This is a genomic window from Streptococcus sp., from assembly GCF_030825805.1.
Lineage (GTDB): Bacteria > Bacillota > Bacilli > Lactobacillales > Streptococcaceae > Streptococcus.
The window spans coordinates 15,837-30,456 of record NZ_JAPJPF010000010.1; the positions used below are offsets into that span (position 1 = coordinate 15,837).

Annotated in this window: 18 protein-coding genes; 12 read left to right on the forward strand and 6 right to left on the reverse strand. The window is 43.1% G+C overall.

Annotation, left to right across the window (positions count from 1 at the left end):
* Nucleotides 1-129 precede the first annotated feature (129 nt).
* Together RCH62_RS02665 and RCH62_RS02670 are read left to right on the forward strand one after the other, a co-directional pair.
* Complete coding sequence (locus RCH62_RS02665; RefSeq protein ID WP_023027479.1) at nt 130-1,179, forward strand: zinc-dependent alcohol dehydrogenase family protein; 1,050 nt, start codon at nt 130-132, stop codon at nt 1,177-1,179.
* A gap of 17 nt (nt 1,180-1,196) precedes the next feature.
* Nucleotides 1,197-1,442, forward strand: coding sequence for a hypothetical protein (locus RCH62_RS02670; RefSeq protein ID WP_306474560.1), 246 nt, complete (start codon nt 1,197-1,199; stop codon nt 1,440-1,442).
* 342 nt (nt 1,443-1,784) lie between these two features.
* Here the strand turns inward: RCH62_RS02670 and RCH62_RS02675 are convergent, their stop codons facing one another.
* Genes RCH62_RS02675 through RCH62_RS02695 form a run of 5 tightly spaced genes read right to left on the reverse strand, consistent with a single transcriptional unit; the run spans nt 1,785 to nt 2,683 of the window.
* A complete protein-coding gene (locus RCH62_RS02675) occupies nt 1,785-1,949 on the reverse strand; it encodes a hypothetical protein (RefSeq protein WP_185761541.1) in 165 nt (54 codons plus the stop codon).
* Nucleotides 1,950-1,961: 12 nt separating this feature from the next.
* On the reverse strand, nt 1,962-2,129 hold the full coding sequence (locus RCH62_RS02680; protein WP_048687832.1) for a hypothetical protein: 168 nt from the start codon (nt 2,127-2,129) through the stop codon (nt 1,962-1,964).
* An 11-nt stretch (nt 2,130-2,140) separates the two neighbouring features.
* Nucleotides 2,141-2,308, reverse strand: coding sequence for a hypothetical protein (locus RCH62_RS02685; protein ID WP_006595270.1), 168 nt, complete (start codon nt 2,306-2,308; stop codon nt 2,141-2,143).
* Nucleotides 2,309-2,320: 12 nt separating this feature from the next.
* A complete protein-coding gene (locus RCH62_RS02690; RefSeq protein ID WP_006595269.1) occupies nt 2,321-2,488 on the reverse strand; it encodes a class IIb bacteriocin, lactobin A/cerein 7B family in 168 nt (55 codons plus the stop codon).
* Between the two features lie 21 nt (nt 2,489-2,509).
* Nucleotides 2,510-2,683, reverse strand: a complete 174-nt coding sequence (locus RCH62_RS02695; protein ID WP_006595268.1) for a Blp family class II bacteriocin — start codon at nt 2,681-2,683, stop codon at nt 2,510-2,512.
* A gap of 728 nt (nt 2,684-3,411) precedes the next feature.
* Here RCH62_RS02695 and RCH62_RS02700 point away from each other — a divergent pair.
* From RCH62_RS02700 to RCH62_RS02735, 8 genes are all read left to right on the forward strand, one after another.
* The gene (locus RCH62_RS02700) at nt 3,412-4,110 is read left to right on the forward strand and encodes an N-acetylmannosamine-6-phosphate 2-epimerase (protein WP_306474561.1); all 699 of its coding nucleotides are present in this window, start codon (nt 3,412-3,414) and stop codon (nt 4,108-4,110) included.
* A gap of 142 nt (nt 4,111-4,252) precedes the next feature.
* Nucleotides 4,253-5,569: an extracellular solute-binding protein gene (locus tag RCH62_RS02705; protein ID WP_238656756.1), complete on the forward strand. Its 1,317-nt coding sequence runs from the start codon at nt 4,253-4,255 to the stop codon at nt 5,567-5,569.
* Between the two features lie 203 nt (nt 5,570-5,772).
* Entirely contained in the window at nt 5,773-6,660 is an 888-nt protein-coding gene (locus RCH62_RS02710) for a carbohydrate ABC transporter permease (RefSeq protein ID WP_048717104.1), read from the forward strand.
* A 15-nt stretch (nt 6,661-6,675) separates the two neighbouring features.
* Nucleotides 6,676-7,515: a carbohydrate ABC transporter permease gene (locus tag RCH62_RS02715; RefSeq protein ID WP_048717106.1), complete on the forward strand. Its 840-nt coding sequence runs from the start codon at nt 6,676-6,678 to the stop codon at nt 7,513-7,515.
* Between the two features lie 164 nt (nt 7,516-7,679).
* The gene (locus tag RCH62_RS02720) at nt 7,680-8,132 is read left to right on the forward strand and encodes a YhcH/YjgK/YiaL family protein (RefSeq protein WP_306474562.1); all 453 of its coding nucleotides are present in this window, start codon (nt 7,680-7,682) and stop codon (nt 8,130-8,132) included.
* A gap of 21 nt (nt 8,133-8,153) precedes the next feature.
* Nucleotides 8,154-8,801, forward strand: coding sequence for a YesL family protein (locus RCH62_RS02725; protein WP_306474563.1), 648 nt, complete (start codon nt 8,154-8,156; stop codon nt 8,799-8,801).
* A 45-nt stretch (nt 8,802-8,846) separates the two neighbouring features.
* Nucleotides 8,847-9,764, forward strand: a complete 918-nt coding sequence (locus RCH62_RS02730; protein WP_306474565.1) for a dihydrodipicolinate synthase family protein — start codon at nt 8,847-8,849, stop codon at nt 9,762-9,764.
* Nucleotides 9,765-9,794: 30 nt separating this feature from the next.
* The gene (locus RCH62_RS02735; protein WP_306474566.1) at nt 9,795-10,688 is read left to right on the forward strand and encodes an ROK family protein; all 894 of its coding nucleotides are present in this window, start codon (nt 9,795-9,797) and stop codon (nt 10,686-10,688) included.
* A 540-nt stretch (nt 10,689-11,228) separates the two neighbouring features.
* Here the strand turns inward: RCH62_RS02735 and RCH62_RS02740 are convergent.
* Nucleotides 11,229-12,068 carry a MurR/RpiR family transcriptional regulator gene (locus tag RCH62_RS02740; RefSeq protein ID WP_306474567.1) on the reverse strand — a complete coding sequence of 280 codons (840 nt, stop codon included), beginning with the start codon at nt 12,066-12,068 and terminating at the stop codon, nt 11,229-11,231.
* A gap of 267 nt (nt 12,069-12,335) precedes the next feature.
* On the opposite strand from RCH62_RS02740, the gene RCH62_RS02745 reads away from it, so the two are divergent.
* Together RCH62_RS02745 and RCH62_RS02750 are read left to right on the forward strand one after the other, a co-directional pair.
* Nucleotides 12,336-12,659 (forward strand): hypothetical protein, encoded by a 324-nt coding sequence (locus tag RCH62_RS02745; protein ID WP_306474568.1) that lies wholly within the window; start codon nt 12,336-12,338, stop codon nt 12,657-12,659.
* Nucleotides 12,649-14,598 carry a V-type ATP synthase subunit I gene (locus RCH62_RS02750; RefSeq protein ID WP_306474569.1) on the forward strand — a complete coding sequence of 650 codons (1,950 nt, stop codon included), beginning with the start codon at nt 12,649-12,651 and terminating at the stop codon, nt 14,596-14,598. Before RCH62_RS02745 ends, RCH62_RS02750 begins: the two co-directional genes overlap by 11 nt.
* Nucleotides 14,599-14,620: the final 22 nt, after the last annotated feature.

Below are 14,620 nucleotides of genomic sequence, written 5' to 3' on the forward strand. Positions count from 1 at the left end.
GACCTGAAAACTATCTTTTAAAGAAATCTAATAAATATGTTGCAAGCGCTTACTTTGTATGTTATAATATTCACAAAGTAAAAACTGTAATAAAATGGTTTGATGAAACCAACAAAAAAGGAGTCGCTTATGAAAGCAGCAACATATGTATCCGCAGGAAATCTTCAGTTGATTGATCAACCAAAACCAGTGATCAAGAAACCAACTGATGCGATTGTTCGTTTAGTGAAAACGACCATTTGTGGAACAGACCTCCATATTTTGGGGGGTGATGTTCCAGCTTGTAAAGAAGGGACCATCCTGGGTCACGAAGGAATTGGGATTGTCGAAGAAGTCGGCGATGCGGTTACGAACTTTAAGGTAGGAGACAAGGTTATTATCTCTTGCGTAACAGCTTGTAACACTTGCTACTATTGTAAACGTGGCCTACCTTCCCACTGTGAAGATGGGGGCTGGATTCTTGGTCACTTGATCAACGGTACCCAAGCAGAGTATGTCCATATCCCTCACGCAGACGGCAGTCTCTATCATGCACCTGCTTCTGTAGATGACGAAGCCCTGGTTATGCTCTCTGATATTCTGCCTACTTCCTATGAAATTGGTGTTCTCCCTTCTCACGTGAAACCTGGAGACAATGTTTGTATCGTTGGTGCAGGGCCGATCGGTTTGGCAGCTCTCTTAACCGTACAATTCTTCTCACCAGCTACCATTATCATGGTAGACTTGTCAGAATCTCGTCTCGAAGCTTCTAAGAAGTTTGGAGCTACTCATACCATCTGTTCAAGTGATATTGATGAAATCAAGGCCTTTATCAATGAAGTGACCGATGGCCGTGGTGTCGATATCTCCATGGAATGTGTGGGCTATCCAGCAACCTTCGATGTCTGCCAAAATATTATCTCTGTCGGCGGTCATATTGCCAACGTCGGAGTGCATGGGAAACCAGTTAGCTTCAATCTTGATGACCTTTGGATAAAGAACATTACGCTCAACACTGGTTTGGTCAATGCCAATACAACTGAGATGCTTCTTAACGTATTGAAATCTGGTAAGATTGATGCGACGAAGTTGGTGACCCACCACTTCAAGCTTTCAGAGGCAGAGAAGGCATACGAAATCTTCAAACATGCTGGCGAAAACAATGCCTTGAAAGTCATTATTGATAATGACCTCAGCTAAGAAGGCTCAATCGTTTGATGCTGAAACAAAAAGGACAGGAACAGTTTCATGTTCCTGTCCTTTTTAACAGATATCATCGTGAGTTCTGGTTGGACTTCCATTTCTGGCTCTTGGTCTTACTTTTAGTGGCTGTAGCTATGACGACACAGGATCCGCTTTCGGTTGTTAGCCTTGCTTATCTTGCTTTTGTAGGGATTTTGATTCTTCTTCAGGTCTTTCAACCGCAGGTGTCCAATCGCCAGCATCCAGCATCCAGTAGGTAGCTACCATTTCAATTGGGACTTTTATCGTGACACAGACTGTATATTGATCTCTTTTTATTGGCTGGTCTCTTAGAAGGTCCGTTCACTTCAACGGATATAGTTTATTGGATCTTGCTTGGGGCATTCGTCGGCTCTATTGGCTTTGTGTTTGTCGTAAAGGAAAAACCGATTCAAAAAACGGCCTAGTGCATCGAAAGTTCTAGAAGACATTTATTTGGGATCTCTCTCCTCGATGATGAAGAGGGAGAATAGAAAAAGGGCTTGCTTCGTTCAAACGAAAAAATCCTAGCTTTTTTAAAAGCTGGGATTTTTTGTACTGTTTAGTGAGATGATAAAGAAGTGTTACTGTTTGCCTCGTTTGCGAGCGTATTCGTCAAAGGCGCCAGCGAAGGTTCCCATGAGCAGGGGAGTAGCGATCAGTCCGACAGTGATCCAGACGGATCCACCATCTACATGGCTGAGTTCCTGCTCGGACAAGCTTCTAAAACGTGTTTCTTCGAGTTTCATGCTTGCTCCTTTCTAGTGCATGATGCCATTGATGATACTACGGCCAAAATCACGTCCGGAATTGTATAAAATATTCCATGTTTGAACGATGAATTTTGCCGAGTCAAAAACGGAGGCTCCTCCATCAATGGTCGCCAGTTCAGCTTCTGTTAGGTAAGTATAATGGATGCTTGTATCCATAAGTGTCCTCCTTAATGTAAGATTGTGTAGAGTAAATCAATTGCCTCGTTGAGAATGGTGAAAGTGACCATGAAGGCAATAGCAAATTTAGGAAAGTACCCTTCTACCTGTTTGGGTGCTTTTTTATCAAGAATGCAGTATCCCGTCAAAAGGATGAGGGTGATAAATACCAGACTCATTGGTCTCCTCCTTTACCATTTCCGTGTCATATTACTATGAAATGCATCGATCAGTTTTGTTGTCCCGATATAAGCAGAAGAAAAACCGTAAGCGAAAACTAATAGAAAAGGGAGTCCTCCACCATTAATATCACTTAATTCTTCATGCGTGAGATCTTTAAATTGTACTTGGTCTATCATTGCTTTTCTCCTTCAAATTGATTATTTAAATGCTCCCCAAATGGCAGTTCCGACAGCTGTTACACCACCAGCAATAGTGCCAGATAGATAGGGATGAGCAAGGATCCAAGCAACCAATGGGATAGCTCCCCCATCAACTTGTGTCAATTCTTCTTCTGTTAAGGGTGTGAATTTTTGTGTGAATTCTGTTGTCATTTAATTTTCCTCTTTCTTTCTTGTTTGTCGCCATCTAGCATCAACTGCTAGATAGATTGTAGCCGCAATGGCTAGATTAATCTGTGGTTGAAACGCAATCAGATGTGCATCATGTAAAACAGTTAATGCGATGATGATTGCAAAGATTATAGTGTGGATAGGCCATCTCATATTTTAATAATCCTAATTTTTGTTGAGAAGCAAAGCTAGGGTAATTTTCCAATAGAGCTAGCTTGTATGGGTAGCCTTTTATTCATCTTGTGTCAGCTAAGCTGATTAGATGAAGCAAGGATAAGGTCAATAGCCAATGCTGTGTTTTTCTTACGTTTCAAGATTTGAGTTTAAAACAAGATCAATGAAAGCAAGATTAATAGAACAAAAGCTTTGGTATTCTTTTTCATGTTCGGTATTCCCTTTCCTTATTTATTTACGGAAGAAGTAATACAAAAACCATGGGATGATAATGGGAGTATAGTACATCTGTAGTCCTCCTTTCTTTTTGTTTGGTCACTTATACTATTCGTATAAAAATCTGGAAATGGAAAAAATTTTTAAAAAAGTTTTAGAATGTTTGCTTCTCTGAAACTAGTTTCAGAGGAAAGGGATGATAGTTTAAAATATGAAACTATAATCAAAATAGCTCTACAATATTGTAAGCGCTTTAAAAATACTATATAATAACTTTACAAGTACTCGAGTTGACGTAATAAATAAAGGAGATGGAATGTATGTCCAAGATCACGAAAGAAGAATTAATTCAACAGATCAAAGACGGCATTATCGTTTCTTGTCAGGCGCTTCCTCATGAACCTCTCTACACAGAGGCAGGAGGTGTGATTCCTCTCTTGGTCAAAGCAGCTGAGCAAGGAGGGGCGGTTGGAATCCGAGCGAATAGTGTCTGCGATATCAAAGAAATCAAGGAAGTGACAAAACTTCCGATTATCGGGATCATCAAGAGAGATTATCCTCCTGAGGAACCATTCATTACTGCTACTATGAAAGAAGTAGATGAATTGGCCGTATTAGATATCGCAGTGATTGCCCTGGATTGTACCAAACGTCCGCGTCATGACGGTCTATCGATTGTCGACTTTATCCAGCAAGTGAAGGAGAAATATCCTGATCAACTCTTGATGGCAGATATCAGCACCTTTGAAGAAGGCTTAACAGCTGTCGAAGCAGGGGTTGATTTTGTCGGAACGACCTTATCTGGGTACACAGATTATAGCCCGAAAGTAGACGGACCTGACATTGACTTGATTCGCCAACTCTGCCAAGCGGGTGTCGATGTGATTGCTGAAGGTAAGATTCATTATCCTGCACAAGCCAAAGAAATTCATGACCTGGGTGTCAGAGGAGTTGTAGTAGGGGGAGCTATCACACGACCTAAAGAAATTACAGAACGCTTCGTCGCAGCATTAAAATAGAAAAAGAACAGCAAAAAGAGACAAGGAGGAAGCTAGGAAGAGAGAAGTCACCCAGTATAAAAGAAAATATTTAATGACCACTGTCCTCGGTGAGGATACACTAAGTAAGAGAAATCTTACCGCAAACGTGAGGAGAAATCACATGAAAATGAAAAAAGTACTGTACTCGTTGGTAGCTGGTGCAGCGGTGCTAGCACTTGCAGCTTGTGGATCTGGAGGAGGATCTAAGTCTGAATCTTCAAGTGACAATTCTGGTAAAACAGAAATCACTTGGTGGGCCTTCCCAGTCTTTACACAAGAAAAAGCTGAAGATGGCGTAGGAACTTACGAAAAATCAATTATCGAAGCTTTCGAAAAAGCTAATCCAGATATCAAAGTTAAACTAGAAACCATCGACTTCAAATCTGGTCCTGAAAAGATCACTACTGCCATCGAAGCTGGAACTGCTCCAGACGTTCTCTTTGACGCACCAGGGCGGATTATTCAATACGGTAAAAATGGTAAATTGGCTGACTTGAACGACCTCTTTACTGAAGATTTTGTAAAAGATGTCAACAACGACAATATCATCCAAGCTAGCAAGGCCGGCGACACTGCTTACATGTACCCAATCAGTTCAGCACCATTCTACATGGCGATGAACAAGAAGATGTTGGAAGATGCAGGAGTTCTAGACCTTGTCAAAGAAGGCTGGACAACAGACGACTTTGAAAAAGTCTTGAAAGCTTTGAAAGACAAAGGTTACACACCAGGATCACTCTTCAGTAACGGTCAAGGTGGAGACCAAGGTACTCGTGCCTTTATCGCTAACCTTTACGGTGGTTCTGTAACAGATGAAAAAGTAACCAAGTATACAACAGATGATCCAAAATTTGTCAAAGGTTTGGAAAAAGCATCTAAATGGATTGAAGATGGTTTGATGATGAATGGTTCTCAATTCGACGGTGGAGCAGACATCCAAAACTTCGCTAACGGTCAAACTTCTTACACTATCTTGTGGGCACCTTCACAAAACGGTATCCAAGCTAAATTGTTGGATGCAAGTAAAGTTGAAGTAGTCGAAGTACCATTCCCATCTGATAGCGGTAAACCAAAATTGGAATACCTTGTCAATGGTTTTGCAGTCTTCAACAACAAGGATGAAAAGAAAGTAGCAGCAGCTAAGAAATTTGTTCAATTCATCGCGGATGACAAAGAATGGGGTCCTAAGAACGTTGTTCGTACAGGTGCCTTCCCAGTTCGTAGTTCATTTGGTAAATTGTATGATGACAAACGGATGGAAACCATCAGTACTTGGACTCAATACTACTCACCATACTACAACACAATCGACGGCTTTGCAGAAATGCGTACACTTTGGTTCCCAATGTTGCAATCTGTTTCAAACGGGGATGAAAAAGCAGAACCAGCTTTGAAGACCTTTACTGAAAAAGCAAACGAAACGATCAAGAAAAAATAGATCATCTATGAAACTCAAATGATTCTTTCATAGAAATAAGAAAGCATATGCCCCCTCGATTTCTTATCTCCATGTGTAGATTGAAAGAGGGGGCCTTCGTGTTTTCGCTCTCCTAATTATCATATGTAGGAAAGGGCAGTGCTATCCGTTCCACATAGGAATCAAGGAAAAAATAGAAAAAGAACATCAGGAGGTGCCTTATTGTGAAGGTAAACAAAATCCGAATGAGGGAGACGCTGGTTTCCTACGCATTCTTAGCACCCATTTTAATCTTCTTTATTGTCTTTGTATTAGCACCAATGATTATGGGGTTTGTCACTAGTTTCTTCAACTACTCGATGACCTCCTTCAAATTTGTTGGTCTTGAAAATTACTCCCGCATGTTTGCGGATAAGGTCTTTATCAAGTCCTTGATCAATACCGTCATCATCGTTATCGGATCCGTTCCAATCGTAGTATTGTTCTCCTTGTTTGTGGCTTCTCAGACCTATCATCAAAATGCCATTGCGCGTTCCTTCTATCGTTTCGTCTTCTTTCTTCCAGTTGTTACAGGGAGTGTAGCGGTAACGGTTGTGTGGAAATGGATCTATGATCCGCTATCAGGGATTTTGAACTTTGTATTGAAATCTGGACATGTCATCAACCAAAACATTTCTTGGTTGGGGGACAAACACTGGGCTTTGATGGCCATCATCATCATCTTGTTGACCACCTCTGTTGGTCAACCGATCATCCTCTACATCGCTGCTATGGGAAATATTGATAATTCTCTCGTAGAAGCAGCGCGTGTCGATGGTGCGACAGAACTGCAAGTTTTCTGGAAGATCAAATGGCCAAGCTTATTGCCAACAACCTTGTACATTGCGATCATTACGACCATTAACTCTTTCCAATGTTTCGCCCTGATCCAATTGTTGACATCCGGTGGTCCAAACTACTCAACGAGTACCCTCATGTACTACTTATATGAAAAAGCCTTTAAGCTCTCTGAATACGGTTATGCCAACACCATGGGTGTCTTCCTTGCGGTGATGATTGCTATTATCAGTTTTGCGCAATTCAAGATCCTCGGAAACGACGTAGAATACTAAAGAAAGGAGCCTCAGATGAAACCAACACAAAAGAAACCCATCACTGCCTTTACAGTGATTTCAACGATCATTTTGCTCCTTTTGACAGTCTTGTTCATTTTCCCATTCTATTGGATTTTGACAGGGGCCTTTAAGTCTCAGCCAGATACCATTATGATCCCACCTCAGTGGTGGCCAAAGACACCAACCATGGAAAATTTCCAACAGTTGATGGTACAAAACCCAGCCCTGCAATGGTTGTGGAATAGTGTCTTCATCTCCCTTGCTACCATGCTTTTGGTATGTATGACCTCTTCTTTGGCAGGCTATGTCTTGGCTAAGAAACGCTTCTATGGTCAGCGGATTCTCTTTGCTACCTTTATCGCAGCCATGGCCCTTCCGAAACAAGTTGTCTTGGTTCCATTGGTACGCATTATCAACTTTATGGGAATCCACGATACTCTTGCAGCGGTGATCTTGCCACTGGTCGGATGGCCATTCGGGGTTTTCTTGATGAAACAATTTAGTGAAAACATCCCAACAGAACTCTTAGAATCTGCTAAGATCGATGGTTGTGGAGAGTTGCGGACTTTCTGGAGCGTTGCCTTCCCAATTGTCAAGCCGGGATTTGCAGCCCTTGCCATCTTTACCTTTATCAACACCTGGAACGACTACTTTATGCAATTGGTAATGCTGACCTCTCGTCAAAACCTGACTATTTCACTAGGGGTTGCGACCATGCAGGCTGAAATGGCCACCAACTATGGCTTGATCATGGCTGGAGCAGCTTTGGCTGCGGTGCCAATCGTTACGGTCTTCCTGGTCTTCCAAAAATCCTTCACTCAAGGGATTACCATGGGAGCGGTCAAGGGATAAGCCGTCTGCTTGGACAAACGATAGTAGTGTACAGATACTTTTTTCTAGGCTGAGAGGTGTAGGGCTCTTGCAGGTTCTACACTTCATCGGTGCCCTAGAAGGGGCTAGGGAAGAAATCACTTGTTTTCTTTTCTCGTCCTAAGAAGTGTCGAAAGGAAAAGTGTATGATATTTGATGATTTAAAAAACATCACCTTTTACAAAGGGATCCATCCCAATCTAGATCAGGCCATTGATTTTCTCTATGAGCATCGGAAGGATTCTTTTGAATTGGGGAGATATGATATTGATGGGGATAAGGTCTTTCTCGTCGTTCAAGAAAACACCCTCAATAAAGAAGAAAGCAATCGCTTTGAGCACCACAAAAAATATGCCGATTTGCATCTTTTGGTAGAAGGACATGAGTTTTCGAGTTATGGATCTCGTGTGACAGGTGAAGCGCTCGCCTTTGATGAAGCATCGGACATCGGTTTTGTCCATTGCCAGGAATCTTATCCACTTCATTTGGGGTATCATAATTTTGCGATTTTCTTCCCAGGGGAACCTCATCAGCCCAATGGTTATGCGGGTCAAGAAGAAGTCGTTCGAAAACAGTTAGTGAAAATTTTAATCGATTAAGAGAGTCAGAAAGGAGACGGTATGTCACAAAGAGAAACAGGATTGATCAAAACAGTTTTTAATACTGACAATCTGGTGATGCGAATCAGCGAGAAAATAGCGGACTTAGTCACAGTCAATCTTCTTTTTGTGCTGAGCTGTCTGCCGATTGTCACAATCGGGATCGCAAAGATTAGTTTGTATCAAACGGTTTTTGCCATCAAACACCAGCGTCGCCTACCAGTCATTCGGACTTATATCAACGCCTTTCGAGAAAATTGGAAGTTGGGGCTTCAGCTCGGAGGGATAGAGTTGCTCATTTCAGGGATCTGTCTCTTTGACTTGTTCCTCTTTTGGAGTCAGACAGCCTTGCCAATGCAGGTGTTAAAAGCTGTTTGTCTAGGGCTCTTTATCTTCCTAGTTCTGGTCATGCTAGCGGCCTATCCAATTGCGGCGCGTTATCGATTGACTTGGACAGAGTGTCTACAAAAAGCTCTGATTGTATCTGGTTTGTATTTCCCATGGTTCTTCGTTATGGGGGCTCTCTTGTTGCTAGTAGCTATGGTGTTTGTGACTTCTGTCTTAAGCTTTCTACTAGGACTCATGGTCTTCTTCTTGATTGGTTTTTCTAGCCTGACCTTCCTACAGGTTGGATTGATGGAAAAGATATTTGCTCGTTTTAAAGAATAAAAAAGAAAAATAGGATTTGGTAAACATTCGTGAAAGGAGAAAAGAATGTCAGATTTAAAAAAATATGAAGGAGTCATCCCGGCTTTTTATGCCTGTTATGATGACCAAGGAGAAATTAGCCCGGAGCGGGTACGTGCGCTGGTAGAATATTTTATCGCGAAAGGTGTGCAGGGCTTGTATGTCAACGGATCTTCCGGCGAATGTATCTACCAGAGCGTAGCCGATCGCAAGCTGGTCTTAGAAGAAGTCATGGCAGTGGCTAAAGGAAAATTGACCATCATCGCTCACGTGGCCTGCAACAATACCAAGGACAGCGTGGAATTGGCACGACATGCAGAAGAGCTAGGAGTAGATGCCATTGCGACCATTCCGCCAATTTATTTCCGCTTGCCAGAATACAGTGTTGCCCACTACTGGAATGAAATCAGCGCAGCAGCACCAAACACAGACTTTGTCATCTATAATATCCCGCAATTGGCAGGGGTAGCTTTGACACCGAGTCTGTATACAGAAATGTTGAAAAACCCACGGGTGATTGGGGTGAAGAATTCCTCTATGCCTGTTCAGGATATTCAGACCTTTGCTTCTTTGGGAGGCGATGACCATATCGTCTTTAATGGTCCAGATGAACAATTCTTAGGTGGCCGTCTTATGGGAGCAGGAGCTGGTATTGGGGGCACCTATGGTGCTATGCCAGAGCTCTTCTTGAAACTCAATCAGCTGATTGCTGAGAAAGACTTGGAAACTGCGCGTGACTTGCAATTTGCCATTAATGGTATTATCGGAGCCTTGACGTCTGCTCATGGAAACATGTATGGCGTCATTAAAGAAGTCTTGCGGATCAATGAAGGTCTAGAACTGGGATCTGTTCGGAGTCCATTAACCCCAGTAACTGAAGGAGACCAGGAAGTGGTTCAAAAAGCAGCTAGCTTAATCCGTGAAGTCAAGGAACGTTTCCTTTAAAAAAGAGTGTAAATCGGAAAGGAGAGGTGTATGGCCTATTACCTAGCGATTGATATCGGTGGGACCAATATCAAATATGGTCTGATTGATGAAGCAGAGAATCTGATCGAGTCGCATGAAATGCCGACAGAAGCTGAAAAAGGGGGACCTGCGATTCTAGGGAAAACCAAAGCTTTAGTAGAATCTTACCTCGAAGAAAATACCATCCTTGGAGTCTGTATTTCGTCAGCTGGGATGGTTGACCCCGATAAGGGGGAAATCTTTTATGCGGGCCCTCAGATTCCCAATTATGCAGGAACTCAGTTCAAAAAAGAAATTGAAGAGACCTATCAAATCCCCTGCGAAATTGAAAATGACGTCAACTGTGCTGGTTTAGCAGAAGTGATGTCAGGGAATGGCCAGGGGGCTCAAGTTGCCGTCTGTTTAACGGTCGGTACTGGCATTGGTGGCTGTCTCTTGATCAATGGGGAGATTTTCCATGGCTTTAGCAATTCTGCCTGCGAGGTAGGTTACCTTCATCTTCAAGATGGCGCCTTCCAAGATTTGGCTTCGACGACAGCTTTGGTTGAATATGTTGCCAAGCAACATGGAGATCCTGTCGAACAATGGAGTGGTCGTCGCATATTCAAGGAAGCGACCCAAGGAAATACCATCTGTATGGCAGGAATCGATCGCATGGTCGACTACCTAGGCAAGGGGCTTGCCAATATTTGTTATGTTGTCAATCCTCAAGTGGTTATTCTTGGTGGTGGAGTTATGGGACAGGAAGCTATTTTGAAACCAAAGATTTCAGCAGCCCTCAAAGACTCCCTCGTTCCAAGCCTAGCAGACAAGACGCAATTGGAGTTTGCGCATCATCAAAATACGGCAGGGATGATAGGAGCTTACTACCATTTCAAACAACAACAAGCCAGACGCAATTAAATCAAAAATGCTCACCACTTAGGTGAGCATTTTTTGAATGTAGACAAACTATTGTTTTACATAAAACAGCTAGATAATTTTCAAAAAAGGACTTATATCTATAGTCATTTAAGAAGATTAAAAACTTTCCGCTGTGAGAAAAGTTCCTGAAACACTTGTGTTTCAGGAACTCGGGAGTTTTGGGAGTAAAACAGTTTGGGAAACTGTTTGAGCCTGAGCCCGGAAATAAAAGAGCGAAGAGGTCCAAAACGAATTGAACACGGGCTGCAGATTGTGTCAAAAAGATAAGTTCTCCTAGAATCTAAAGATTCTGCGTCAAACTTCCTATTTTGACTTTATCCGCAGACGCCCTTTGTATCTTGATTTAGTCATGGAACTTCTTCGAAGTTCGCTGACGTCCGTACTCACCTAAGGAAAGTTTTTCAGAAGACTTTATTTTCAATCTGAAATGCTCACCGAAGTAGTAAACATTTTTTGTGGAAAAGAAAAAACCAGGAGACCAAGGAAAGGATCCTCAGCTCCTGGTGATAAATCAGAAGACTAGCGTCTACGTGAATCGTAGCCATTGAGTTTTTTGTTTTCCCAATAGCTATTGAAAATTCTCTCTTTACGCTCCCGATCCATTTCGAGAAAGTGAGCATAGATTAAATCAATCATAGTCAAGAAGGGAAGGGTCGCCGTAATACGGTCGATATAGGTGCTTCCAGGTAGGGGAGCAACTGGTAAAATTTCCGTAAAGTCCTCTTTGATAGCGTCCGGTTGAGCAGTAAGAAGAACGGTTTTTGCTCCCATTTCTTGAGCATCCAGAAGGCTATGGATAATCGAGCGGGTAGTTCCTGATAGAGAGAAGGCAATGACCAGGCAGGATTTATCCAAGATACTGGTCGTCCATGCAAAGCCGTCTTGATCGGTTAAGGCTTCGCAAACAACGCCCAGTCGAAGGAAGCGAAGTTTCATCTCAGAAGCCACCAATCCTGAGCTTCCTTTTCCAAAGAAGTAGACCCGATCTGCTTGAGTAATTAAGTTAGCGACTTCTTTGATTTGCTCATCTTTTGCTAGGGTTTCTGTAGCCTGAAGGACCTGCTGGTAGCGACGCAAGACATCCTGTGTTAATTCGCCGTGCGGGGATTGTTGCTTTTGAGATTTGGTTTCTTCGTTAAAGTGATATATAAATTCCCGGTAGCCTGTGAAGCCACACTTTTGGGAAAAACGGGTCAAAGCAGCTTTTGATACATGCAAAAGTTCCGTCACTCTAGACGAGGAAAGAGAGTGTTGCTGTGCTTCGGGAGATAAAAAATAGCGGGCAATGTCTAGCTCTAGCTCCGTCATTTCTTCTTGATGGCTCTTAATAATGCTTCGGAGATCACGATCTTGTTTCACAGCAGTCCTCCTTTCAACCGAGGTTACACCCGGAGAAAATCCTATAATATATTTCACAGTATAACATAAAAAACCGGGATATACAAGGAATACGACCAGCGAACGACTGAAAGAAGGAACAGAATCCGCATCTTTTTTGAATCACCTTTGTTAAAAAAATAACCTCTGGAAACAAAGGAAAGACGCTGAAAAAAGTTGATGAAATATGTTATAATTTACACAAGAATTTGTTCCTTCTTGTAAAGGAAGAGGTAAGGAGGTGGAGTGATGGCCAACGCAACTCTCGAAATGATGCAAGAGATTGAAATGGCAGCAGAAGCCGTTGTCGCAAGTTACGAGAATCAGGTCCAAGATTTGCGCCAACAGCTAGGTAATCACCTACAGGAGGTAGCAGCATCCTATGACAAAGAGACTGCTAAGCTGGTTGCAGAGCGGGAAGAGTCCTCGAAAGCGACGATTGCTGGCTTGGAAGCAGACCTGGCAGTGACCAGTCAACACAATGACGAAAAGGTGCAGCAAGCCATGACAGATAAGCGTGCAACTTTGGTAGACGAAATTGTAGAAAAGGTGGTAGCAACCTATGGCAATTAGTCCAATGCAACACCTTTCTCTGGTCTTGCCCACAAATCTAATGGACGAGCTTCTCTTGTCGCTCCAGTCAGAGGAGTCGGTCCAAATCTATGATTTGAGCGAGCAAGAGGATTGGCAGGTTGCCTTTCAGACGAGTGATGGTTCCAAAGGATCAGCTCTAAGAATGGATGAACTAAGACGTCGGGAAGAGCAGTTAGAAAAGGCTATTCAGGCCCTGGAGCCTTTTATTCCTCAGAAGAAGGGATTAGAAAAACTAAAAGAAGCTCCCTTGTCCTTGTCTTTTCACGATTTAGAGTCTCATGGGGTCATCCGTGATGAGCAACGTCTTTTACAGTCCGTACAAAAACAATTGGCTGTCTTAGCAAAGGCTCGGGATCGCGTCCAGCAAGCCCAAGAGGAAATCGCCTCTTTAGAAAAATGGGCTGCCTTGACGACAACACCTGATCAGCTCAAGCGTTTCCGTTATGTTCGTGGCTTAATCGGTACCATTCCGAATAGTGAACAGGATCAGGCGCGACAAGCCTTGCTGGCTCATCCAGATGTAGAGGTCGATGTGGTCTTTAGCTCGGAAACGGAGCATGGGGTGGTAGTCTTGTATAAGTCTGGGGATTTAACAGACCTTCAAGATACGCTGACCAGTTCGCATTTCAAAGAGTTTGATTACCAAGGAGAAACGCTACCAAAAGAACGTTTGGAGCAACTCAAGAGAGAAATCAAAGAACAAGGTGCTGTCGAAGCAGCTACGTTGGAAACGCTCAGTCAAGCCAAGGAAGACCTCAACCAGCTCAAGTACCAACTCGATTATGTCTTGAGTCTAGGAGCCCGGGAAGAGGCCAAAGGCTCTCTTGCCAGTACAGCCCATTTGGTTGCCCTAGAGGGATGGATTGAAACTACTCAACTCGATGCTTTAAAAGCCAAACTTCAAAAGGAGTTTGGGAACCAAGTCGTCTTGCAGACACGTGAAGTCGCTCAAGAAGAATGGAACCAGGTACCCATCAAACTGAAAAACAATGCCTTGGTGGAGCCCTTCGAGTTAGTGACGGAGATGTATGCTTTGCCCAAGTATTACGAGAAAGATCCGACCCCAATCGTCTCTCTCTTCTACTTTGTTTTCTTCGGCATGATGGTAGCAGATATCGGCTATGGTCTCTTGTTGACATTGGCAACTGGCTTTGCTCTAAAAGCTTTCCAGCTTCAGCCGAGCGCAGCAAAAAACCTTCGATTTTTCTGCCTCTTAGGAATCTCGGTAGCCCTTTGGGGAATCGTCTACGGTTCCTTCTTCGGCTTTGAGATGCCCTTTGCTTTGATCAGTACGACGACCAATGCCATGACTATCTTGATCCTATCGGTTGTCTTTGGTTTCATCACCGTTTTGGTCGGTCTCTTCCTAGGTGGAATGAAAAACGTTCGCCTGAAAGACTATACGGAAGCCTACAACGCAGGCTTTGCTTGGGTCTTGATCTTGTTAGGCTTGATGCTCTTAGCAGTCGGAAACATCCTACCAGGTTTATCCTATCTAGTCCCCATTGGCCAGTGGCTAGCCATTCTCAATGCGATTGGCATTTTGGTCGTGTCCATTGTCAGTGCAAAGAAATTATCAGGACTTGCAGCAGGTCTCTTTAATCTCTACAACGTTAGCAGCTATGTCGGAGACTTGGTCAGCTTTACTCGTTTGATGGCGCTTGGTTTATCAGGGGCCAGCATCGGTTCAGCCTTTAACCTGATTGTCAATCTCTTCCCAACCCTGGGACGATTCACCGTCGGCCTTGTACTCTTTGTCCTCCTCCATGCCATCAACATGTTTCTGTCCTTTTTATCAGGCTATGTGCATGGAGCGCGTTTGATCTTTGTCGAGTTCTTTGGCAAGTTCTACGAGGGTGGTGGCAAGCCCTTCCGACCTCTAAAACCGTCGGAACGCTATGTCAAAACAAAAAAATAATTCAGTAAATCAATCATAAAAA

Coding starts and splice junctions, on each gene's coding strand:
- RCH62_RS02665 (WP_023027479.1), top strand. CDS start 130: ATGAAAGCAGCAACATATGTATCCGCAGGAAATCTTCAGTTGATTGAT.
- RCH62_RS02670 (WP_306474560.1), top strand. CDS start 1,197: ATGCTGAAACAAAAAGGACAGGAACAGTTTCATGTTCCTGTCCTTTTT.
- RCH62_RS02675 (WP_185761541.1), bottom strand. CDS start 1,949: ATGAAACTCGAAGAAACACGTTTTAGAAGCTTGTCCGAGCAGGAACTC.
- RCH62_RS02680 (WP_048687832.1), bottom strand. CDS start 2,129: ATGGATACAAGCATCCATTATACTTACCTAACAGAAGCTGAACTGGCG.
- RCH62_RS02685 (WP_006595270.1), bottom strand. CDS start 2,308: ATGAGTCTGGTATTTATCACCCTCATCCTTTTGACGGGATACTGCATT.
- RCH62_RS02690 (WP_006595269.1), bottom strand. CDS start 2,488: ATGATAGACCAAGTACAATTTAAAGATCTCACGCATGAAGAATTAAGT.
- RCH62_RS02695 (WP_006595268.1), bottom strand. CDS start 2,683: ATGACAACAGAATTCACACAAAAATTCACACCCTTAACAGAAGAAGAA.
- RCH62_RS02700 (WP_306474561.1), top strand. CDS start 3,412: ATGTCCAAGATCACGAAAGAAGAATTAATTCAACAGATCAAAGACGGC.
- RCH62_RS02705 (WP_238656756.1), top strand. CDS start 4,253: ATGAAAATGAAAAAAGTACTGTACTCGTTGGTAGCTGGTGCAGCGGTG.
- RCH62_RS02715 (WP_048717106.1), top strand. CDS start 6,676: ATGAAACCAACACAAAAGAAACCCATCACTGCCTTTACAGTGATTTCA.
- RCH62_RS02720 (WP_306474562.1), top strand. CDS start 7,680: ATGATATTTGATGATTTAAAAAACATCACCTTTTACAAAGGGATCCAT.
- RCH62_RS02725 (WP_306474563.1), top strand. CDS start 8,154: ATGTCACAAAGAGAAACAGGATTGATCAAAACAGTTTTTAATACTGAC.
- RCH62_RS02730 (WP_306474565.1), top strand. CDS start 8,847: ATGTCAGATTTAAAAAAATATGAAGGAGTCATCCCGGCTTTTTATGCC.
- RCH62_RS02735 (WP_306474566.1), top strand. CDS start 9,795: ATGGCCTATTACCTAGCGATTGATATCGGTGGGACCAATATCAAATAT.
- RCH62_RS02745 (WP_306474568.1), top strand. CDS start 12,336: ATGGCCAACGCAACTCTCGAAATGATGCAAGAGATTGAAATGGCAGCA.
- RCH62_RS02750 (WP_306474569.1), top strand. CDS start 12,649: ATGGCAATTAGTCCAATGCAACACCTTTCTCTGGTCTTGCCCACAAAT.